22 protein-coding genes are annotated in these 21088 nt (G+C 68.1%); 16 read left to right on the top strand and 6 right to left on the bottom strand.

From position 1 onward, the window contains the following. Positions 1 to 64 precede the first annotated feature (64 nt). Together dnaJ and AB0L97_RS36090 are read left to right on the top strand one after the other, a co-directional pair. On the top strand, positions 65 to 1216 hold the full coding sequence (gene dnaJ, locus AB0L97_RS36095) for a molecular chaperone DnaJ (protein WP_355072435.1): 1152 nt from the start codon (positions 65 to 67) through the stop codon (positions 1214 to 1216). Then, complete coding sequence (locus AB0L97_RS36090; protein ID WP_364438830.1) at positions 1217 to 1957, top strand: 16S rRNA (uracil(1498)-N(3))-methyltransferase; 741 nt, start codon at positions 1217 to 1219, stop codon at positions 1955 to 1957. It begins immediately after the preceding gene. Here the strand turns inward: AB0L97_RS36090 and AB0L97_RS36085 are convergent. Beyond that, positions 1869 to 3155: an MFS transporter gene (locus AB0L97_RS36085; protein WP_364438827.1), complete on the bottom strand. Its 1287-nt coding sequence runs from the start codon at positions 3153 to 3155 to the stop codon at positions 1869 to 1871. The two genes, AB0L97_RS36090 and AB0L97_RS36085, sit on opposite strands and share 89 nt — an antisense overlap. A 100-nt stretch (positions 3156 to 3255) precedes the next feature. On the opposite strand from AB0L97_RS36085, the gene AB0L97_RS36080 reads away from it, so the two are divergent. From AB0L97_RS36080 to AB0L97_RS36050, 7 genes are all read left to right on the top strand, one after another. After that, entirely contained in the window at positions 3256 to 4158 is a 903-nt protein-coding gene (locus tag AB0L97_RS36080) for a LysR family transcriptional regulator (RefSeq protein WP_364438824.1), read from the top strand. Positions 4159 to 4312: 154 nt separating this feature from the next. Next, positions 4313 to 5374 (top strand): PhoH family protein, encoded by a 1062-nt coding sequence (locus tag AB0L97_RS36075; protein ID WP_195077925.1) that lies wholly within the window; start codon positions 4313 to 4315, stop codon positions 5372 to 5374. A gap of 62 nt (positions 5375 to 5436) precedes the next feature. Then, positions 5437 to 5991, top strand: coding sequence for an rRNA maturation RNase YbeY (gene ybeY / locus AB0L97_RS36070; RefSeq protein ID WP_195077616.1), 555 nt, complete (start codon positions 5437 to 5439; stop codon positions 5989 to 5991). After that, positions 5988 to 7352, top strand: coding sequence for a hemolysin family protein (locus AB0L97_RS36065; protein WP_355072443.1), 1365 nt, complete (start codon positions 5988 to 5990; stop codon positions 7350 to 7352). The genes ybeY and AB0L97_RS36065 overlap by 4 nt, the downstream gene beginning before the upstream one ends. Next, positions 7349 to 7735 carry a cytidine deaminase gene (locus AB0L97_RS36060; protein ID WP_355072445.1) on the top strand — a complete coding sequence of 129 codons (387 nt, stop codon included), beginning with the start codon at positions 7349 to 7351 and terminating at the stop codon, positions 7733 to 7735. The genes AB0L97_RS36065 and AB0L97_RS36060 overlap by 4 nt, the downstream gene beginning before the upstream one ends. Continuing rightward, positions 7728 to 8645, top strand: coding sequence for a GTPase Era (gene era / locus AB0L97_RS36055; RefSeq protein WP_355072447.1), 918 nt, complete (start codon positions 7728 to 7730; stop codon positions 8643 to 8645). The genes AB0L97_RS36060 and era overlap by 8 nt, the downstream gene beginning before the upstream one ends. Before the next feature lie 191 nt (positions 8646 to 8836). Continuing rightward, a complete protein-coding gene (locus tag AB0L97_RS36050) occupies positions 8837 to 10405 on the top strand; it encodes a serine hydrolase domain-containing protein (protein ID WP_364438817.1) in 1569 nt (522 codons plus the stop codon). 60 nt (positions 10406 to 10465) lie between these two features. Here AB0L97_RS36050 and AB0L97_RS36045 read toward each other — a convergent pair whose 3' ends face one another. From AB0L97_RS36045 to AB0L97_RS36025, 5 genes are all read right to left on the bottom strand, one after another. Next, positions 10466 to 11893 carry an amidase gene (locus AB0L97_RS36045; RefSeq protein ID WP_364438814.1) on the bottom strand — a complete coding sequence of 476 codons (1428 nt, stop codon included), beginning with the start codon at positions 11891 to 11893 and terminating at the stop codon, positions 10466 to 10468. A gap of 350 nt (positions 11894 to 12243) precedes the next feature. Beyond that, positions 12244 to 12702: a hypothetical protein gene (locus AB0L97_RS36040; RefSeq protein WP_355072453.1), complete on the bottom strand. Its 459-nt coding sequence runs from the start codon at positions 12700 to 12702 to the stop codon at positions 12244 to 12246. After that, positions 12702 to 13208, bottom strand: coding sequence for a nucleotide exchange factor GrpE (grpE, locus tag AB0L97_RS36035; protein ID WP_364438809.1), 507 nt, complete (start codon positions 13206 to 13208; stop codon positions 12702 to 12704). Before grpE ends, AB0L97_RS36040 begins: the two co-directional genes overlap by 1 nt. After that, complete coding sequence (locus AB0L97_RS36030; RefSeq protein ID WP_364438806.1) at positions 13205 to 14299, bottom strand: tetratricopeptide repeat protein; 1095 nt, start codon at positions 14297 to 14299, stop codon at positions 13205 to 13207. The genes grpE and AB0L97_RS36030 overlap by 4 nt, the downstream gene beginning before the upstream one ends. 3 nt (positions 14300 to 14302) lie before the next feature. Further along, entirely contained in the window at positions 14303 to 15820 is a 1518-nt protein-coding gene (locus AB0L97_RS36025; RefSeq protein WP_364438803.1) for an Hsp70 family protein, read from the bottom strand. Between the two features lie 674 nt (positions 15821 to 16494). On the opposite strand from AB0L97_RS36025, the gene AB0L97_RS36020 reads away from it, so the two are divergent. From AB0L97_RS36020 to AB0L97_RS35990, 7 genes are all read left to right on the top strand, one after another. Continuing rightward, a complete protein-coding gene (locus AB0L97_RS36020) occupies positions 16495 to 17235 on the top strand; it encodes a response regulator (protein WP_356966353.1) in 741 nt (246 codons plus the stop codon). A 226-nt stretch (positions 17236 to 17461) separates the two neighbouring features. Next, positions 17462 to 17866, top strand: a complete 405-nt coding sequence (locus AB0L97_RS36015; RefSeq protein WP_364438799.1) for a hypothetical protein — start codon at positions 17462 to 17464, stop codon at positions 17864 to 17866. Positions 17867 to 18027: 161 nt separating this feature from the next. Beyond that, positions 18028 to 18291, top strand: coding sequence for a hypothetical protein (locus AB0L97_RS36010; RefSeq protein WP_356966349.1), 264 nt, complete (start codon positions 18028 to 18030; stop codon positions 18289 to 18291). Positions 18292 to 18371: 80 nt separating this feature from the next. Continuing rightward, a complete protein-coding gene (locus tag AB0L97_RS36005) occupies positions 18372 to 19238 on the top strand; it encodes an alpha/beta hydrolase (RefSeq protein ID WP_355072466.1) in 867 nt (288 codons plus the stop codon). After that, positions 19225 to 19830, top strand: coding sequence for a TetR/AcrR family transcriptional regulator (locus tag AB0L97_RS36000; RefSeq protein ID WP_364438794.1), 606 nt, complete (start codon positions 19225 to 19227; stop codon positions 19828 to 19830). The genes AB0L97_RS36005 and AB0L97_RS36000 overlap by 14 nt, the downstream gene beginning before the upstream one ends. Before the next feature lie 120 nt (positions 19831 to 19950). Continuing rightward, complete coding sequence (locus AB0L97_RS35995; protein WP_355072470.1) at positions 19951 to 20364, top strand: hypothetical protein; 414 nt, start codon at positions 19951 to 19953, stop codon at positions 20362 to 20364. After that, complete coding sequence (locus tag AB0L97_RS35990) at positions 20361 to 20561, top strand: DUF6186 family protein (RefSeq protein WP_355072472.1); 201 nt, start codon at positions 20361 to 20363, stop codon at positions 20559 to 20561. Before AB0L97_RS35995 ends, AB0L97_RS35990 begins: the two co-directional genes overlap by 4 nt. Positions 20562 to 21088: the final 527 nt, after the last annotated feature.

Genomic DNA, 21088 nt, shown 5'->3' with positions numbered 1-21088 from the left:
GCGCTTCACAGCGGCGCGGGCACCGGCGGCACTGTCGAGAACGACCAAGGACTAGAGAACTCAAGTGGCACGGGACTACTACGGACTGCTCGGCGTCGCGAAGAACGCGACCGACCAGGAGATCAAGCGGGCATACCGCAAGCTGGCGCGTGAGCTCCACCCCGACGTCAACCCCGACGAGGCGGCGCAGGCCAAGTTCAAGGAAGTGTCGGCCGCCTACGAGGTGCTGTCGGATCCGGAGAAGCGGCGCATCGTCGACATGGGCGGCGACCCGCTGGAATCCGGCGGTGGCGGGGCCGGATTCAACGGCGCGGGCTTCGGCGGGCTCGGCGACGTGTTCGAGGCGTTCTTCGGCGGCATGAGCGGATCGGCCGGTGCGCGCAAGCCGCGCGGTCGAGTCCAGCCCGGCGCCGACTCGCTGATCCGCACCCGGCTCAGCTTGGCCGAGTGCGCGGTCGGCGTGACCAAGCACCTGACCGTGGACACCGCGATCCTGTGCGATATCTGCCAGGGCTCCGGTACCAACGGCAAGTCCAAGCCGGTGCGCTGCGAAACCTGCGGCGGCGCGGGTGAGGTCCAGTCCGTGCAGCGGTCCTTCCTCGGCCAGGTGCTGACCTCGCGCCCGTGCCCCACCTGCCGCGGCGCGGGCGAAACCATCCCGGACCCGTGCCACAAATGCGGTGGTGACGGCCGGGTGCGGGCGCGCCGCGAGATCGCGGCCCCGATCCCCGCGGGCGTCGCGAACGGCATGCGGGTGCGGCTGGCCGCGCAGGGCGAGGTCGGCCCCGGCGGCGGTCACGCGGGCGACCTCTACGTCGAGATCGTGGAGCAGCCGCACGACGTGTTCGTCCGGGACGGGGACGATCTGCACTGCACCATCCGGGTGCCGATGGTGGACGCGGCGCTCGGCACCACCGTCGTGATCGACACCATCCTGGACGGCCCGACCGAGTTGAGTATTCCGGCGGGCACCCAGCCCGGCGAGATCTCGGTGCTGCGCGGGCACGGCATGCCGCGGCTGCGCTCGAGCGCGCGCGGCGACCTGCTGGCGCATCTGGACATCGTGATCCCGGCCAAGCTGGACAGCAAGCAGACCGAACTGCTGCGCAAGTACAAGGGACTGCGCGAGCGGGAACGCGCCGAAGTGATGTCGGCGCAATCCGAGCACAACAGCGGCCTGTTCGCGCGACTGCGCGCGTCATTCAGCGGGCGCTAGGTGGCCGCGACGGTCTTCTACCTCGACGAGGTGCCCGAGCCGGGCGCGGTCGCGGTGCTCGACGGCCCGGAGGGCAGGCACGCCGCCACGGTGCGCCGCATCCGGGTCGGCGAGCCGATCACCCTCTCCGACGGGCGCGGGGTACTGGCCGCATCGGAAGTCGTTGCCGCGCAACGCGACCGGCTCGAGCTCGCGGTGCGCGAGCGGGTGCTCGCGGCACCTCAGACGCCGCCGGTGACCGTCGTGCAGGCGCTGCCGAAATCCGATCGCTCGGAACTGGCGGTCGAGCTGATGACGGAGGCGGGCGCGGACGTCGTCGTTCCCTGGCAGGCCGCGCGCTGCGTCGCGAACTGGGAGGGCAAGGCGGCCAAGGGAGTCGAGAAGTGGCGGGCCGCGGCCCGCTCGGCCGCCAGGCAGTCCCGCCGGGCCTACATTCCGCAAGTCGCCGACCTGCACCGCACCCAGGACTTGCTGGATCTGGTCCGCACGGCGAAGGCCCGCGGTGCGATCGTCGCGGCGCTGCACGAATCCGGCGCCGCCCGTTTCACCGAATTGCCCTTCGCCGAGGCCGCCGAAATCGTCCTCGTCGTGGGTCCGGAAGGCGGGCTGGACGACGCCGAGCTCACGGCGTTGGCCGAAGCGGGCGCGGACATCACCTTGCTCGGCCCGACCGTGCTGCGTACATCCACCGCGGCAGCGGTCGCTCTCGGGGCGCTCGGCGCACTGACGCCGCGTTGGTGAGGTCTCGCGTCGACGCCCGATGCGATACCCACAGCAGCAGTGCCGCGATGACCATCAGCGATCCGATGCCGCAGACCAGCCCGAGCCACCCGGAGCGGGCGTAGGCGATGCCCGCCGTTCCGCCGACGAGCGCGCTGCCGAGGTAGTAGGCGAACAGATACAGCGACGACGCCGCGCCCCGGTTGCCTTCGGCCATCGCCCCCACCCACGCGCTCGCCGCGGTGTGCGCCCCGAAGAAACCCGCGGTGAAGAGCAATACGCCGAGCAAAACGGTGCCGATGTGGTCGGGAATCGTCACCAGGAGCCCGATCGCCATGACGGCCAGCGACATCGCGAGCACCCAGGATCGGCCGATCCGATCGGTCAGCAGGCCGGATGCCGCCGAGGCCGCCGTTCCGGCCAGATAGAGCACGAACACCAGCCCCACCAGTGCTTCCGGCAGCCCGAAGGGCGCGCTGGTCAGCCGGTAGCCGAGATAGTTGTACATCGAGACGAACCCGCCCATCAGCACGAACGCCAGTCCGAACAGAGCGAGCAGTCCGCGGTGACGCAAGGGGCTGCCGAGGTCGCCGAGGACCGTCCGGATTCCGGCGGGGCGAGGCACGAAGCCGCGCGAGGGCGGCAGCAGGCGGACGAACCACACGGTGCAGGCCGCGGCGGCGATCGAGGCCACCGCCTGCGCCCACCGCCAGGACGCCACGTCCAACGTGAACGCCGGGATCAACCGCCCGGCCAGCCCGCCGATAGTGGTACCCGCGACGTAGATGCCCATCGCGGCGCCCAGCCCGTCCCCGCCGATCTCCTCTGCCAGATAGGCCATCGCCACCGCGGGCACACCGGCCAGCGCGATGCCTTGCAGCGCGCGTCCGGCCAGCAGCAGATCCAGCGAAGGGCTCAGCGGCAGCAGCAGTCCGAGCACCGCCGCCGCGACGGCGGAACCGATCATCACCTTGGTCCGGCCGATCCGCGACGAGAGCGCGCTCACCGGGATGATGGCCAGCGCGAGGAACCCGGTGGTGAGCGACACCGCCAGTGCCGCCCGCGCGGGCGTCGCGCCGAACGCGGCCGAGAGACTCGGCAGCAGTGCCTGGGCGCTGTACATCGAGGCGAATGTCGTCAGACCGGCCGCGAACAGCGCGATGGTGATCCTGCGTTCGTGGGCGACGTCCCTCGCCGCTTCGATCCGTGTCGTGGTCATCGGGTCCTCCTTTCGTCCAGCATCGCCAGGCGGTTTTCCGGAAGGAAATGAATAATGAGAAGTGAGTTCATTCCCTGAGCGCATATAGAGAGGTCGGGCAGTGCTTGGCGAGGATCTGGAGTGGTTCACGACACTCGCCGAACTCGAACGGGTCGGCGCCGCCGCGGAGCGGTTGCACCTGGCGCAGCCGACGTTGTCGCGCATGCTGGCTCGCTTGGAGCGCAGGGTGGGAGTCGAACTGTTCGACCGGCACGGGAAGCGGATCGTCCTGAACGAATACGGTCGCATCTACTACGAGCACGCCCGCCGCGCGCAATCCGAGCTGGACGCGGCGGAACAGGTCCTCGCCGATCGGGCCAACCCGGCCGGGGGCGTCGTGCGGCTGTCGTTCCAGCACTCTTTCGGCGGCTCGCTGGTGCCGCAGCTGATCAGCGGCTTCCGGCGCATCTCCGGCCGGATCACGATCACGCTGTGGCAGGGAGCGGCAGCCGCGGTGACCGAGCGAGTGCTCGCGGGTGAAAGCGATCTGGGCATCGTCTCGCCGCGCCCGGCCGTCGCAGGCGTCGGCTGGCGCGCCGTGCTGCGACAGCCGCTGGTACTCGCGGTGCCGCCGGAACACCGGTTGGCCGGACGGCGGCAGGTCCGCCTCGCGGAGGTGGCCGACACGGAGTTCGTCACCATGCACCACGGATTCGGGATGCGGCGCATCTTCGACGAACTGTGCGCCGCCGCGGACATCCGGCCGCGGATCGCGTTCGAGTCGAGCGATCTCGTCACGGTGGCCGGGCTGGTCTCGGCGGGGTTGGGGGTGGCGATCCTGCCGCGTGAAGATCCGCTGTCCGCGGGCCCGCTGTCCGGCCCGGTGACGGTCCCGCTCGCGGACGCGGGCGCCGCGCGCGCGGTCGGGCTGATCTGGCCCGCCGCTACCACACCACCCGACGCGGTGCGACGCTTTCGTGATTTCGCCGAGGATTGGGCGCGGCGACGTGGGGGAATCCCGTGAGGGGCCGGTTTTGCCCACGGCTTATTCACTGGGCGGTGTCGGTGGGGCGGGTTAAACTTTCTCCATACAGCAGCAGTCGAGACCGGAAAGCAGGCTATAGCCACTTTTGAGAACACAAGGCGAGATCGGCGACCCCACCACCCCAGCGGCAGGCATCGGCGCCGGCGACAACGGTTCGGGTCCCGCAGCGCGCACCGTGCGCTCGAGCATCGAACTCGCTCCTGAATCCGTGTTCCCCTTCCTCGGTTCGGCCGACCAGAATCTTCGCGAACTGGAGACGCTGCTCGACGCGGACATCCACGTCCGCGGGAATTCCGTGACCCTCACCGGCAAGGCGGCCGACGTCGCGCTCGCCGAGCGGGTCATCGAGCAGCTGGTCGCGCTGACCGGGCGCAACCGCGTGGTGACGCCCGAGGCGGTGCGGCACACCGTTTCGATGCTCACCGAGGGCTCCAGCGAGTCCCCCGCGGAGGTGCTCAGCCTGGACATCCTGTCCCGGCGGGGCAAGACCATCCGGCCCAAGACGCTGAACCAGAAGCGCTACGTCGACGCGATCGACGCGAACACCATCGTGTTCGGCATCGGTCCCGCCGGTACCGGCAAGACCTATCTGGCGATGGCCAAGGCGGTCCAGGCGCTGCAGACCAAGCAGGTCAACCGGATCATCCTCACCCGCCCCGCGGTCGAGGCGGGCGAGCGGCTCGGCTTCCTGCCCGGCACGCTGAACGAGAAGATCGACCCGTACCTGCGCCCGCTCTACGACGCACTGCACGACATGATGGACCCGGAGGCCATTCCCAAGTTGATGGCGGCCGGTGTCATCGAGGTCGCGCCGCTGGCCTACATGCGCGGACGCACGCTGAACGACTCCTTCATCATCCTCGACGAGGCGCAGAACACCACCGCCGAGCAGATGAAGATGTTCCTCACCCGCCTCGGGTTCGGCTCGAAGATCGTGGTGACCGGTGACGTGACGCAGGTCGATCTGCCGACCGGCGCCCGGTCCGGTCTGCGCGCCGCCAGCGAGATCCTCACCGAGATCGAGGACATCCACTTCGCGGAGCTGACCAGTAGCGACGTGGTTCGCCACCGGCTGGTCTCGGACATCGTCGACGCCTACGACCGCTTCGAGGCCCAGTCGCGTCCGCAGGTCGCCCCGCATTACGGCGGCAACCGAGCGCAGCGCCGCGCGGCGAGCCGGGCGGACCGGCGGTAACTCGTCTCGCCGGGCGGGGCTCCGCTCCGCCGACACGATCGACGGGATCGTAGGCTGTTCGGGTGAGTATCGAGATCGCCAACGAGTCGGGTATCGACGTGCCCGAAGAAGAGCTGGTCAGCGTCGCTCGGTTCGTGATCGCCCGGATGGACGTGCACCCCGCCGCGGAGCTGTCGATGGTGCTCGTCGATCTCGACACCATGGCCGACCTGCACATGCGCTGGATGGACCTACCCGGCCCGACCGACGTCATGTCCTTCCCCATGGACGAACTCGAGCCGGGCGGGCGGCCCGACAGCCCCGAACCAGGCCCATCCATGCTCGGCGACATCGTGCTGTGCCCGGAGTTCGCCGCCGGTCAGGCCCGTAAGGCGGGGCACTCCCTGGATCACGAACTCGCTCTGCTCACCGTGCACGGCGTGCTGCACCTGCTCGGCTACGACCACGCCGAGCCGGACGAGGAGAAGGAGATGTTCGCGTTGCAGGCGAGGCTGCTCGAGGAGTGGTACGAGAGCCTGCGGGAGGCGCAGCGGCGCGCCGAACTGGCCGAACGCGACGCGCGGTTGCTGGGTAAGGCGGGTTTCACCACACCGGGTGAGTCCCTGGGTCCCGCGTGAATGCCCTGACCCTCGTCCTGCTCGCGGTCCTGCTCATCTCCGTGGGTGGGGTCTTCGCCGGGGTCGATTCCGCCCTGAACACGATCTCGCCCGCCCGCGTCGAGGACTTGGTGCGAGCCGACCGGCCCGGCGCCGTGCGGCTGAGCCGGGTCGTCGACGACCGGGCCCGCTACGTGAATCTCATGGTGCTGCTTCGCATCCTGTGCGAGATCGGCGCGACGGTGCTGCTGGCAGCGGGACTGATGACGGTCTGGGGCAGGAACTGGGCGCTGCTGATCACCGCGCTGGTGATGGTGCTGGTGTCCTACGTGGTGATCGGTGTCGGCCCGCGCACGCTGGGCAGGCAGCACGCGTATTCCATCGCCCTGGCCGCGGCCCTGCCCCTGCAGTTCATCGGCGCGCTGCTCGGCCCGATCAGCAGGCTGCTGATCCTCATCGGTAACGCGATCACCCCCGGTAAGGGTTTTCGCAACGGGCCCTTCGCTTCCGAGATCGAGTTGCGCGAAGTGGTCGAGATGGCCGGTGAGCGCGGAGTGGTGGCCGACGACGAACGGCGGATGATCCAGTCGGTTTTCGAACTCGGCGACACAGCGGCGCGTGCGGTGATGGTGCCGCGCACGGAGATGGTCTGGATCGAAGCGGACAAGACCGCGGCGCAGGCGATGTCGCTGGCGGTGCGTTCCGGGCATTCGCGGATCCCGGTGGTCGGCGAGAACGTCGACGACATTCGCGGCGTGGTGTATCTGAAAGACCTCGTGCCGTTCGCCGAACGCAGCCGCAAGGTACGGGTGCGTGAGGTGATGCGTCCCGCGGTGTTCATGCCCGACTCCAAACCGCTGGACAGCCTGCTCGACGAGATGCAACGCAGGCGCAACCACATGGCGTTGCTGGTGGACGAGTACGGCGGCATCGCGGGTCTGGTGACCATCGAGGACGTGCTGGAGGAGATCGTCGGAGAGATCGCCGACGAGTACGACGTCGACGAGACCCCGCCCGTCGAGGATCTCGGCGACGGGCGCTACCGCGTGTCGGCCCGGCTGCCGGTGGAGGATCTCGGCGAGCTGTTCGGATTGGAGATCGAGGAGGAGGACGTCGACACCGTCGGCGGCCTGCTCGCGCACGAGCTGGGCCGGGTGCCGCTGCCCGGTTCGAAGATCGAGGCGCACGGGTTGGTGCTGCGCGGTGAAGGCGGACCGGACGCGCGCGGCCGGATGCGGGTGAACACCGTGGTGGTACGCAAAGCGCGCGAGAAGGTCCCCGCGGGGAAGACCAACGGGGACAATCCCAATGGCAAGCGCAAGGCGAACGGATCGGAGCGGGATATCGCGGCCGATCGCGACGAGGACGGAGACACCGAATGACCGAACTGGACGCCGAGGACAACAAGCTGGTCACGCTGGCCCGTGGTGCGCTCGGTCGCACCGGAGGGGCGAGTGGAGCCGCGATCCGCGATACCGATGGTCGCACCTACGCCGCGGGCGAGGTCACGCTGACCGCGCTGCGGTTGACGGCGCTGCAAGCCGCCGTGGCCGCGGCGTTGTCCAGCGGCGCGGAGGGCTTCGAGGCGGCCGTGGTGGTCGGCGGGCGGTTGTCCGACTTCGGTGTGACGGCGGTGCGGGAGGTTTCGGCGGAGGCGCGGATCATCTTCACCGATCGTGACGGCGCGGTGTTCGAGATCGTCGACGACTCCGCCGACGCGGCCGACGCGGTGAGCGCCGACTCCGGCGAGGTCCGCGGTGGCTGACGCGCGGGAGAAGGGCGAATTCCGTTCCGGGTTCGTCTGTTTCGTCGGTCGGCCGAACACCGGCAAGTCGACCTTGACCAACGCCCTGGTCGGCGCGAAGATCGCGATCACCTCGTCGCGCCCGCAGACCACCAGGCACACGATTCGCGGCATCGTGCACCGCGAGCACGCCCAGCTGATCCTGGTCGACACACCGGGCTTGCACCGCCCGCGCACCTTGCTCGGCCAGCGCCTCAACGACCTTGTGCGCGATACGTATTCGGAAGTCGACGTGATCGCGCTGTGCATCCCGGCCGACGAGAAGATCGGTCCGGGTGACCGCTGGATCGTGCAGCAGATCAAGCAGATGGCGCCGAAGACGACGCTGCTCGGCGTGGTCACCAAGATCGACAAGGTGAGCCGCGAGCAGATCGCGGAGCAATTGCTCGCCGTGGCCCAGTTGCTCGGCCCCGAGGCCGACGTGGTGCCGGTGTCGGCGGTCAAGGGTGAGCAGGTGGAAGTCCTCGTCGACGTCATCGCCTCGAAGATGCCGGAGGGCCCGGCTTTCTACCCCGACGGCGAGCTCACCGACGAGCCCGAGGAAACGTTGATGGCCGAGCTCATTCGCGAGGCCGCGCTCGAGGGTGTGCGCGACGAGTTGCCGCACTCGCTGGCCGTCGTCATCGAGGAGGTCCTGCCCTACGAGGAGCGCGAGGACATGCTCGACGTGCACGCCTTGCTCTACGTCGAGCGGCCCAGCCAGAAGGCCATTGTCATCGGCAAGGGCGGTTCCCGGCTGAAAGAGGTCGGCACCAACGCCCGCAAGCAGATCGAACACATCCTCGGCACCCGGATCTACTTGAATTTGCACGTGAAGGTGGCCAAGGACTGGCAGCGCGACCCGAAACAGCTGGGCAAACTGGGTTTCTGACCGGTTCGGGCGTCGCTGGGGCGTGCGTGGAAGTCTTGGAGGCGTCTTCGTTGGCGTGGGGCGTCCGGTCGGCTGCCGATGATTCCGTGTGATCCACCGATGTGTCGGCTGTACTCGAGGCGAGTGCCGTGTCAGTGGTCGTGTCAGAACGGCGTCAGCTCGGTATCAGCCGGGCTCGCGACAGTAGTCACATGAACAGCACAGCGATCGCGACTTCCACCACCACCCTCTCCGACCAGGACAAGAGCACGCTGCGGACCGCCGCGTACGGCGCGTTGTCGCTGATGGCCGCCACCGGCACGCCGCACGTGGCCGCGACGAACGGCTCCATCGCCCTGACGTCGGCGACCGGCCTGGTCGGGCACGTGCTCGCCGCGAAGTCCAAGGACATCCAGTTGAAGGGCAAGACCGTCGCCGAACTCGCCGACCAGGTACTGCCTGCCCTGACCTCGGCCGTGCACCTGCTCGAGCGGCACGATCCGGCCGAGGCCGACAACTTCCGCGGCACCGTCCGCATCGCCGTCGACGCAGCAGCCCAGCCGCACCACGGCGAGCCCGGCCCGGCCACGGCCGAGATGGCCCGCAGGATCATCGCGGCGCTCGATGCCGCCGGGGTGGCCGGTGCCGACAACGGAACGGTTGCCGCCGGGCCGGATCGCCCGCAACTCCAGAAGGCCCTCGATGAGATCGTCGCTTCTGGTTTCGCCGGAATCACGCTGCGCGTGCACGACGAGCGGGGCGAGTGGGTCGGCAGCGCCGGGGTGAGCAGGCTGGGCGAGACCGCGAAGCCGCCGACCGACGGGCACGTCCGGATCGGCAGCAATACAAAGACTTTCACCGCGACTCTGGTCCTGCAACTGGTGGCCGAGGGCAAGATCGGATTGGACGACCCGGCGGCCCACTACCTGCCCGAGTTCGAACTCGATTCGCGGATCACGGTGCGGATGCTGTTGCAGCACACCAGCGGGGTGTTCAACTTCACCGGCGAGTACTACGAAGACGGGACCGTCGTGCCGGGAATCCCCGCCACCACCGCGGGCAAAGAGTGGGTGGACAACCGGTTCGAGACCTACCAGCCCGAAGAGCTGGTGCGGCTGGCGCTGTCCAAGCCCGCGCGGTTCGAACCAGGCACGGGCTGGAGTTATTCCAACACCAACTACGTGCTGGCCAGGTTGCTGATCGAGAAGGTCACCGGCCGCCCGGTCGCTCAGGAGATGCAGCGGCTGATCTTCGGGCCGCTCGGGCTGTCGGGCACCGTGGCCCCGACCACCCAGACCGAGCTCCCGGAGCCGCACGCCCACGCCTACTACCGATACGAGGACGCAGGGCAGGAGAAGACGGTCGACGTCACCAGCCACAACCCCTCCTGGATCTCCAGCGGCGGTGACATGATCTCGACCACCCAGGACCTGCGAACTTTCATTTCCGCGCTGATGAGCGGCAAGCTGCTGCCTGCCGAGTTGCTGGCCGAGATGTGCGCACCGCACCCGACAGGCATCCCGAACATGGGCTACGGCCTCGGTGTATTCGTGCAGGACACCGGCCTGGGCGGCACGGTCGTCACCCACAACGGCGGCGCAGCGGGTCACGCGGCGCTGATGTACAGCACACCCGACGGCAAGAAGACCCTGACCGGCACCCTGAACTACGCGGACGACGCCGCCATGTCCCTGGCCGTGCCGTTCCAGCAGGCGACCCAGAGGCTCGTCGACGAGGTGTTCTGCGGCGGCCAGGCCGATCCGGCGCAGCCGACGGACTGAACTTCCCGCTGCGCATGCCGAAACGCCCGGACACGGACGCCGAGTTGTCGATGGTCCGGGTCACCACCACGGGGCGGGGCGGTGGCGGTGCCACTGGAGTTCGGATTCGAGTTGGGCGGCCAAGGAGATCAGGAGGGGTTCGGAGTTTGCTGTGCCCATCAGTTGGGCGCCTACGGGGAGGCCGGTGTCGGTGAAGCCTGCGGGGACGTTGATGCTGGGCCAGCCGAGGACGTTCCATGGCCAGGTGTAGGGGCAGGCCGCGGTGATGAGGTTGTTGGTGGCGTTGACGCCGATGCCGTCGATTTCCTCGGCGCGGGGCGGTGGGGTGGCGGTGGTCGGGGCGAGGACCACGTCGTAGTCGCGGAAGAAGTGGCCGATTCGCTTGTGCAGCAGCGGTTCCAGCTGCCGTGCCGCGTAGAGGGCGGGGCCGTCGAGCGCGCGTCCGATTCGGGCGTTGGCGGTGGTGCGCGGATCGACTTCCCGACCGGGCATGCGGTCGTACACCCGCCGGACCCCGGCGAGCGAACGCGGGAGGAAGGAAGCGCCGATCAGGATGCCGTAGTGCAGGTCGGCCACGGTCACGGTGTGTCCGAGCGCGCGCAGTGTGTCGGCGGTGCCGCGCACCGATCGCTCGACCTCGGGATCCAGCGCGGTCCTGGTCGCGGTGAAGGGGATACGCAGCGACAGGGCGATTCGCAGCTTTCCCGGGTCCCGGCCGACGGCGTCCGACGCGGTGATCGGCTCCGGGGTGTGCAGATCTTCCTGGTGCGGACCGGCCGCCGCATCCAGCAGTAGCGCCGCGTCGGCGACGGTACGCGCCAGCGGACCGTTCACGGTGAGCCCGTAGAACGCTTCGGCTTCCGGCCAGGTGGAGATTCGTCCGCGCTGCGGTTTGATGCCGACCAGGTTCGTCCAGGCCGCAGGGATGCGGATCGAGCCCGCGCCGTCGGAACCCAGAGCGGCGGGGACCAATCCGGCGGCGACGGCAGCCGAAGCTCCGCCGGAGGACCCGCCCGGCGTCCTGCCGCGGTCCCACGGATTGCGGGTGTGCCCGAACCACGCGGCACTCGTGAAGGGCCACTGTCCGAGTTCACAGGTGTTCGTCTTGCCGACGATCACCGCGCCCGCGGCACGCAGGCGCCGGACCGATTCCGCGTCCTCGGTCTTCGGTGCGAAGTCGCCGCCGCAGCCGAACGCGGTCGGCTCGCCCGCGACATCAGTGTCGTCCTTCACCGCGACGGGCACGCCCAGCAGCGGCAGTCGTTCTCCCGCGGCCAGCCGCCGGTCGGCGTCGGCGGCCTCCGCCAGGGCCCGCTCGCGGCGCACGATCCGGAAGGCATTGAGCGTGCCCTGCGCCGCGTCGATCCGGTCCAGTGCGCCGCCGACCGCCGCGGTCGAGGTGATCGCGCCGCTCGCGATCGCGGCCGCCAGTTCGGCCAGGCCCAGTTCCCGCGTGCCGGATACGTGGGCAGGATCGGACACCGTCATGTGAGCTCCGTCTCGTCGTGATCTACAGACGGTAGCGCCATATTGGTCAATCGTCCAGATTGTCGCAGGGGACGAGCTCGGCGGGCAGCAGTCGCCAGGCGTACCCGGTCGGGAACCGATCGAACAGCTGGCGTATCCAGTCGTGTCGGTTGCCGCCGTCCTTATCGACCCCGCCCGGTTTCGATCGCGCACCGAACGGCGACCTGTGCGATCGAACCTACTCGCTCGGCTGGGTCTTCCAGATGACCCACCACAGAGGACGCGGAATCGGTCCGGCGCCTGCGTGCCGCCGCGGAGAAGATCGGCGGCAGCGGGCCTGTGCTCTGGCCGAGAAGGTCCGAGTATTCATGTCACGGAATGTGCTTGCACTCGCCGTAGGGCACGCCCTGGGTGAGGTCCGGCCGGCCGAACATCCGGCCGACCAGAGCGTTGAACGCCGCCACCGACAGCCGGTCCATGTCGTTGCAAAGGAAGTCGTTCTTGGTGCCCGAGACATTCTTGGACTTCAGGGATTTCGCCCACTTCTGCGGCGTTCCCCCGCACCCGACATGCACCTGGTAGTCGCCGCCCTTGTCGAGCTCGAAGGAGTAGTCGACCTTGGAGTGGCCGCCGAGCCGGACCGGAAGCTTGGTCCGCGCCCATCCCGATTTCGATGTCTTGGCCTGAACCCAGACTCCTACCGGCGACGCGCTGTTGATGCAGCCGATCGTGCCGCTCACGGTGGTGGACGCCGATGCGCTCGGCAGTCCGAGGGCGAGGAACGCCGTGGAAGCGGAGACGAGAACGGCTACGCGGAGGGTCTTGCGCATTATTCGAACCTTTCGATGGGGGGAACGGCGGACTCCGATCGCGCGGAGCGCGCCGCGACGACGACTTGTTCCGGCCGCAGCAGGCGTTCACCCATGAGGTATCCGTGCCGGACTACCTGCAGCACCGTGCCCGGTGATCTGCCGGAAGCCTCGGCGACGGCGACGGCTTCGTGAACCTCGGGATCGAAGTCGGCCGTGGCGGGCACGCGCCGGACGCCACGACGTTCGAGCAGTTCGTGCAGTTCGCCGACGATGCTGCCGAGCACGGCGTCGTCGTCGTTCAGTGCCGTCACGCGATCGACGAGTCTGAGCAGCTCGCGAAACAGCGGGGCCAGGAGTTGTTCGGCGAGCCCGCCGCGCGCGAGTGCGAGCTGCTCGTGCAGGTCGTCCAACGCCCGATTCTTCGCCTTGTCCTCCAGCAGCCTGCGCTGGAAGAGATCACGCAATTGCGCGATCTCCCCGGCCAGCGCGGTCAGCGGATCACCCACGTCCGGAGCCGCATTCATATGCCGCGCTTGGCGATGTCGTATCGCTTCGAGTTGTGCTTCCAGACCGGCATCCGGTGGGTCAGCGTGTAGCCGGCGATGACGCCCGCGACGATCAGCAGGCCGATGCCCTTCGCCGGAATCAGCGCCAGGCCGATCACCAGGGCCACCGCCCACGCGCCCGCACCGCTGTGGAACCACTTGGCCACGGCGGCCCGCTCGGCGAGTTCGATGTTCTCCTGCAGCGAGGCGCGCAGCGGCGCGTCGTCGAACCGGAGTTTCAACGCGCGGCCGGACATTTCGTGCGTGACGGCGATCTGGGCTTCGGAGGTGATGCAGTACGCCCCGCTGCGGAGCTCCGACCACATCCCCAGGTTGACCTGCTCCAGCGCGAGCGCGAGGTAGTACTGGAAGATCTGCTCGTTCGGATGGTGCCGGACCACGTCCTCCATCAGTTCCAGCGCCTTGTCGTTCTTGTGCTGCTGAAGGTAGACGTTGGCGATGGCGGTGCGGTACAGCGGCTCGCCGGGCGCGAGACGCAGCGCCGTCTCGTATTCGCCGAGCGCTTCGTTCAGCGCCCCGGTGGCGAGAAACGCTTCGGCGTAGTCGAAGTGGTATTCCGGGCTGTCGGGCTTGAGGCTGATGGCCTCCCGGAATTCGAAGCCGGCGTCCTTGTAGTTGCCCATGACGAACGACGAGTTCGCCCGCACCGCCCACGCTTCGTGGTTCGCACCGTTGACCGAGATCGCCTCGCGGGCGCAGTAGTACGCGGACGGAGCGTTGCCGCGCTCGAAATACTCGCGTGCGAGACTCAGCCAGTCCCGGCCGCCCTGCACCACGGGCGCGGGCTGATTACTCGCCGGACGATACTGCCTGGCCTGCTGGTCGAATTGCCGCCGCTGGTTCGGGTCGAGCAGCACGCGCTCGGCCTGACCGAGGTGCCGTATCCGGGCTTCGGCCTGCGCGCGTTTGACGGGATCCGACTGGCCCGCGCGCTTGTTCCACATTCTGCGCTGCTCGCGGATGGCCGTCTTGATGGCATCCGGGTCGGCGGTCTCGGCGAGGCCGAGGATTTCGTAGTAGTTGACGAATTCTTCGGTTGTCGTGGTCATGCTTCAATTCACCTCGAGGTCTTCGTTCTTCGTGCGTGCGACGCGGATTTCGCCCTCGCTGAGGTTGGCGACGTTGTCGACCTCGAACGTGCCGAGCGATTTGTCCGCGGTGAGGTCCGTGATCTCGACCTGAATGGTCTGGTCTATGTCGTAGTGGAATGTGATCTGGACCGGAGCATTCGCCGGATAGGGCGGAATGGCGAAGAGCTGCCCGCCGTCGGGCCACTTTCCTTCGGTGACGAACCGGACGTAGTCGAGATCCTCGTCGTCGCCCTGCGTGACGCAGATCCGCAGTTCGGTCTGGCCGTCGGCGACGGTGCCGAACACTTTGCTCGCCTTGGCTGGGATCTTGGTGTTGCGGGGGATCACGATGTTGTTCTTCGGTTCCCGGTTGTCGTTCAGGGCGACCGTGCCCAGCGCCTGCGAGGTGACGTCGAGGATGACCGGCTTCGGCGCCGTGCTCGAGGACGTCTCCGCTTCGGCGCGGATCGCAGCGCCGAGCGCCACGAGTTCGTCGGGGTTGCCCGCCCGCAACGGCGGCTTGCCGGTCAGTTCCTCCAGCATCGCCGCCACCATGGGCATGCGCGTGGAGCCGCCGACGAGCAAGACGTGATCGAGGTCGGCGAAGCTCAGGCCCAATTCCTCCACGAGGGAATGGGTCAGGTCGCGCGACTGGTTCAGCAGGTCGCTGGTGAGGTCCTCGAACGTTTCCCGCGTGACGGTGAGCGTGTGTGTGACGCCGTTGTGGCTGAGCACGACTCGCGTGGATCCGGCGGAGCTCAGGGTGCGTTTGGCGAGTTCTGCTTTCTCGCGCAGATCGGCTTGGGTCTCGAACGCGTCGTCGAGATCGCCGCCGCCTCGAGCCATGTACTCCTCGTTGAGGTGTCGCATGAGCCGGTTGTCCCATTCGAAGCCGCCCAGTTCGTGCAGCCCATCGGTGCCGAGCACGTCGAACACGCCGTCGCGGATCCGCATCACGGTGACGTCGAACGTGCCGCCGCCCAGGTCGTACACCATGACGGTGCCGCTGCGGCCGAGGTCGAGCCCGAAGGCCAACCCGGCCGCGGTCGGCTCGTTCACCACGCGCAGCACGTTGAGTCCGGCGATCGTTCCCGCGTCCCTGGTCGCCCGGCGGCGCGCGTCGTCGAAGAACGCCGGGACCGTGATCACCGCGTCGGTGACCTGCCCCCGCCCCAGGATCAATTCGGCGTCGTCTTTCAGCCGTTTGAGAATCAGCGCCGAGACTTCCTCGGCCGAATAGGCGCGATCATCGGTGGTGACGAATCGCCAGTCCGGATTGCCCATCTGCCGCTTGACGAACTGCACGACATCCAGCGGCGCGGTCGCCGCGGACCGTTTGGCCATCGAGCCGACGAGCACGCTGTCGGAGTCGAAGAAGACCACCGAAGGCGTGATCCGCTCGCCGTCCCGGTTGACCAGGATCTCCGGTTTCCCGCCCGCGCCGACGACGGCGACCGCTGAATACGTGGTACCGAGATCGATACCGACGGTGTGTGCCACTGATTGCCCTCCCGATGCATCTGGTGACGATGCACGCGAATTGATACTGCGAAAATTCGAGACCGGAACAATTTTCCCCGCGGTCTCATCGGATAAGCCGCACGACGGGCGCCGGACGGTCGGCGAGAACGATCAGGGATTCGGTGCCTTCCATTCGTATTTGCATATCTGGCACTGGTATTTCTGCCACCCCTGACGATCCTTCTCGCCGATATCCATTCCGGTCTTCTTGCTGCACTGTGGACACATTTCGGCCATTGCTGGTCCTTCCGGTAGCGGGAACGGTGCGACAGGCTCGGGTGGCGCACCGGATTGAAAGCATATAAGTCGCCGTGGGTGATTGATCAGCGAACTTCGCGGTGATTTCCGACCCGTATTCCGGCCGGTGGGCCGATTTTTGCCGCTTCCGAGGGGTGTCGCTGGAATATTGCTCGAACACTCGTTTTCCAGCAAGATCTTGCAGTACCCGAGTCGTCCGCCGAGGAATCGAAAAGCGATGAGGTCATCGACGCGTCGGCGATCGGTAGTCTTCGAGCGCCGGATCGCCGGCTGCGGCACTCGTCAACCGGCCGGGCGAGCAAGATCTTGCTGTGCGATACGCATTACGAAACCTACCGGTTCGATAGACATTTGGAGTCTTGCCGACGAGTGTCGGCAGCGATGAAGATCGCGCTATGGAACCGAACTTACGAGTGCTTGTCGCCTCGCCGTTGGGCGGAATCATCGCCCCTGTGCTGTCGCAGTACTTTCCGGCGTCGACCGTCGCGGTCGCCTCCGACGTCGACGAGGTGCGCGGTCGAATCGTGGGACGTTTCCGGTTCGATGTGGTCATCTCGGATCTGATCTGGAACAAACCCGAAATGGAGTACCGGTTCGACGGTTTGGATGTTCTGGACTTGCTCCGGGAAACCAAACGGCAGAGCGAGGTCCTGCTCGCGGCTCAAGGGCACAGCATGGAGAGCGATCATCTCGACGAGGCGCGGCTGCGCGCGGACGAAATCGCCGAGTTCTACGACAAGTCCTCCGGCGTGCCCGCGCTGCTGGATGCCATTCAGCGCGCCGCGACCGGCCGCAGCGACCAGGTCGCGCCGCCGCCGCAAGGGCCGCCCGCGTTGTGCGCGCTGTTCACCGAACAGCGTGGCGAGACGGCGGGCCGGCTGGCGGGTGCGATCGCGGCCAAGTCGGCGTGGGACTACAACTCTCTCGCCCAGGTCGCTCGTGTCGGTCTCAACACCGCAAACAAGGCGACCAATACTTATATCGGCCCGATCATCCTCGCTCGGAAGGAGTTGCCGGAGGGCACGCCGTTGACCCAGGGCGCGGTATTTCGCTGGTGCGGTGAGCACGCGCACTACCTCATCAGCTGGTGCCGCCGAAATGGGCACGCCGATGTCCTCGGTCCGCGATTCACCTGACGGCACAGCCCGCTTTCGGCACTCCCGGTCCGGCATCAGCGCCCTGCCCGTTCCGCTCGGTGGCGCGACGGCGGCATCCGCCGCAGGGAACGACGTCGACGGCGTCGGCTCGATGACGTCTCCGAGCGGTGCGACGACGAGAAGTCGCATGAATCGGTTCCCCTCTCATGGTCCCCCGGGTGGAGAGTTCTCTGTCGCGTCGGCGGTGCTGGAACAGGAATCAAGTATGGACCTCGGAGAGACGGTCGCGGGGGGATCATCGATGTGGGATCTGGCACTCCGAAAAGCACATTTGGTGCGTAATAGCTTGGTCGACAGTCTTTTTCACCGATGCTTGCCTCGGTACCGTCCTAGCTCGCAATATCTTGCTCGCAGGATCCGTGCAACCGAGCGCCTTCTGCTGCGCAACGCACTCCACAGGGACCGCGACGGACTGGCCGCCGCGGTCACGCTCGCGGAAGCCTTGGCCGGTCTGGCCGGGCGGTTGATCGCCTGCGGCAGCGGATTGTCGTCGGGCCGGTACCGAGTAGATCTCGAGACGCTGTTGCCGGGTGCCGTCTTGACGCCTCCCATCGGCAAGGTCTTGCTGGCACGTATCCGTATCGAGCCGAATGGAACCCGGGTGCCGTGACAGCCGGTCAGACCTGGTACGGCACCCGGATTGTGATCGGCTCGGCGGCGGGCGAATGCTTGGCTGGCGAGGTGCGATGCGCCGAGTGCCAGCATTCCAACCGGGACGACTACGCGTTCTGCCGCAGATGTGGCGTGCGTTCACGCCGAAGGTACGACGCGGTGGCAGCGGAGGCGGTGGAGGAATTGCGGTCTTCCCTGAGCGATCTGCTCGACCGGATCAGCCGGTGTGACATCGATCTGGCGGAACGGCAGTTGGTCGAGGAGACGACTCGGCGGGCGGCGGCCGAGGCGGCGAAGGAGCGACCGAATCGGATCGTGCTCACGGGGGTGCTCTACGCGGTCGGGGAGTCGGTGGCGGGCGTCGCCTCTCTGGCGACCGCGGTGACGGCGTCGAAGGACGCGGTCAAGGCGGTGTTCAGCTGATCCGCCGCGCACTGCGGGTCTAGACATACATACGGTATGTATGTAACAGTGGTCGGGAACCGAGACCACTGGGAGGACTCATGGCAACCAGCACAGCACTAGGCCGCACCCACGATGTGGACCTGCCCGGCGGCCGTATCCGCTACCACGAGACGGGTGCGGGCGCCCCTGTCGTCTTCGTGCACGGCTTGCTCGTCAACGCGGACCTCTGGCGCAAGGTGGTGCCCGCTGTCGCGGCGGCCGGGTATCGCTGCCTGACGCCGGACTGGCCGCTCGGCTCGCACGAGATCCCGGTGCCGGACGCGGAACTGACTCCGGCCGGTGTCGCCGATCTCATCGCCGCGTTCCTCGAACGCCTCGACCTCACCGACGTCACCTTGGTCGCCAACGACACCGGCGGAGCGATCACGCAGGTGTTGCTGACCCGCGACCGCTCCCGCGTCGGCCGGGTGGTGCTCGCCTCGGTGGACAGCTACGAGGGCTTCCTGCCGCAGCCGTTCACCACGCTGCCGCTGCTGGCCAGGATTCCCGGCTCGCTGCGCCCGCTGACCGAGTTGCTGCGCATCCGCGCGCTACACCGGCTGCCGGTGGCCTTCGGCTGGGTCACCAAACGGCCGGTCCCGCCGGAGATCGTCGACTCCTACCTGCTGCCGAGCCGCGACTCCGCCGCGATCCGGAAAGATCTGCGGCGCTTCCTGAAATCGGCGCATCGCCGATACACCCTGGAAGCCGCCCGTCACTTCGCCGAAGTCGACATTCCGGTACTGCTGGCCTGGGCGCGGGAGGATCGGTTGTTCCCCGTGTCGTTCGCCGAACGCCTGGCTCGCGACCTGCCGGACGCGACGCTGAAGCTCATCGACGACTCCTACACCTTCCTGCCGGAAGATCAGCCCGAGTTGCTCGCCGAATCGATTCTGGAGTTCACTCGGCTGCATGCCACGCCGTAGCCAGGAAGACCGCTCCCGAGCGACCAGAGCCGCGCTCGAACAGGCGGGACGCCGCCTGTTCACCGAGCGCGGCTTCGCGGGCGCCTCCGCCGAGGAGTTGGTCACCGAGGCCGGCGTCACCCGGGGCGCGCTGCACCACCACTACGGCGACAAGCGCGGACTGTTCCTCGCGGTGCTGGAGCAGATCGAGGCGGAGATCACCGAGGAGATCGAAAACGCCATCGCCGCAGTAGATTCCGACGATGTGATGGCCGGGATGGCGGCGGGCCTCGCGCTGTTCCTCGAGATCTGCCAGCGTCCGGCGATGCTGCGCATCGCCCTCACCGACGCCCCCGCCGTGCTCGGCTGGCAGGCCTGGCGCGAATTCGAATCCGCCCACGGCCTAGGCCTGATCACCGCGCAACTCGAGCGTGCCCGCGCCGCCGGGTTGATCGCCGACGCCCCCGTTCCCGTGCTGGCCCAGCTCGTCGTGAGCGTGGTCAGCGAGGCGTCCCTGATCGTCGCGCACGCCGAAGACCCCGACCTCGCCCGCGCCCAGACCCAGCAATCGGTGCTGCTGCTGATCTCGGGGCTGCTGCGCGCCGACGGGTGAACGCGGCCGATAGCGAGGCACCGCGGGTCCGCGGGGAAGCGATGTCGCCTCGCCGGAAATCCGCGCGCAGGTCGTAACCGCCTGCCCCGTTCTGGGCAACCGGGGTCTTATCCTGCGCATGTGACAGAGCAACCAGCGCGCTCGGCGCATCGGTTCCGACGGCGTGCGACGCCGCTGGCGGTGTGGGTAGTGCTGGCGGCGTGCGGTGCCGCGACCAGGCCGTTCAGCTGGCAGGCAACCGCGATGGTGGCGGTGGCGGCACTCGCGGGGATGGTGCTGGCCTTCCGCGTGCGAATCGAGCGACCCCCGTCCACTGCCCGGCTCAGGCGCGGCACAGCCGTGTGGTCGGCACTGCTGGTCGCGGCGTCGGCATGGGAGGTCTACGCCCTTCTGCGGCAGCCCGCCCTGAACCGGCCGAGCCACGAACACCCGACACTGTCCACGCTGCTGGACCCGGCGCTCGAACAATGGCCGCTGCGATTCGCCGGATGGCTGTTGTGGCTCGCAGCCGGATGGTGGCTGGTCTCCGGATGAGCGATCGAACCACCGTCCTCCTCGGATTCGCCCTGCTCCTGACGGCCGCGCTCGCCGCAGTAGTGATCACGCGCCTGCGCCGGGACCTGATCGCAACGCTGGGAGAGACGATCGCCTACCTGACCGGCACCCGGGCGACGAGAATCGCCGCAGTACTCGTGTGGGCATGGCTCGGCTGGCACTTCCTGGCCCGGTGACGGCCGGTCCATGCGCCGAATCGTTCACGCGTGACCACAGCGGGCCCGGTCGCGATGCCGGGCGAAGTCAGAGCGCCTATTGCGCCGCCGCGACTCGGCGTGCCCAAGAGTGACCGCCTCGAAGCGACGGAGGAGCAAGCGGCCGCCGCACGAGCGATGCAGGCGGCGAACACACCGGGTTGATGCGTTGTCAAACCGACACCGGTGCCCGCTTCTCCGCGCCGCCGTTTCGCGGCCCGGCTCGCGTGTGCGCGGCCGCCGCGTACGCGACGAACGGCCAAGCGGGCGCATTCGGGCCGAGCCGACAGCCAGCCGTTACAACCCGCGTGCACGCGGTAGCGAGCTTCGATACGACGCGTCCAGCGCACCCCGACCACGTCTTTCGAGCGAAGCGAGACCGAGCCTGTTTCGTTCGCGGCTCGGCTCGCGTGGGCGCGGCCGCCGCGTACGCGACGAACGGCCAAGCGGGCGCATTCGGGCCGAGCCGACAGCCAGCCGTTACAACCCGCGTGCACGCGGTAGCGAGC

Origin of the sequence: Nocardia sp. NPDC051911 (genome assembly GCF_040681035.1) — a bacterium.
In the GTDB taxonomy this organism is placed as follows: domain Bacteria; phylum Actinomycetota; class Actinomycetes; order Mycobacteriales; family Mycobacteriaceae; genus Nocardia; species Nocardia sichangensis.
Note: the sequence above shows the minus strand (reverse complement) of the source record. Positions and strands in the feature narration are given on the sequence as shown.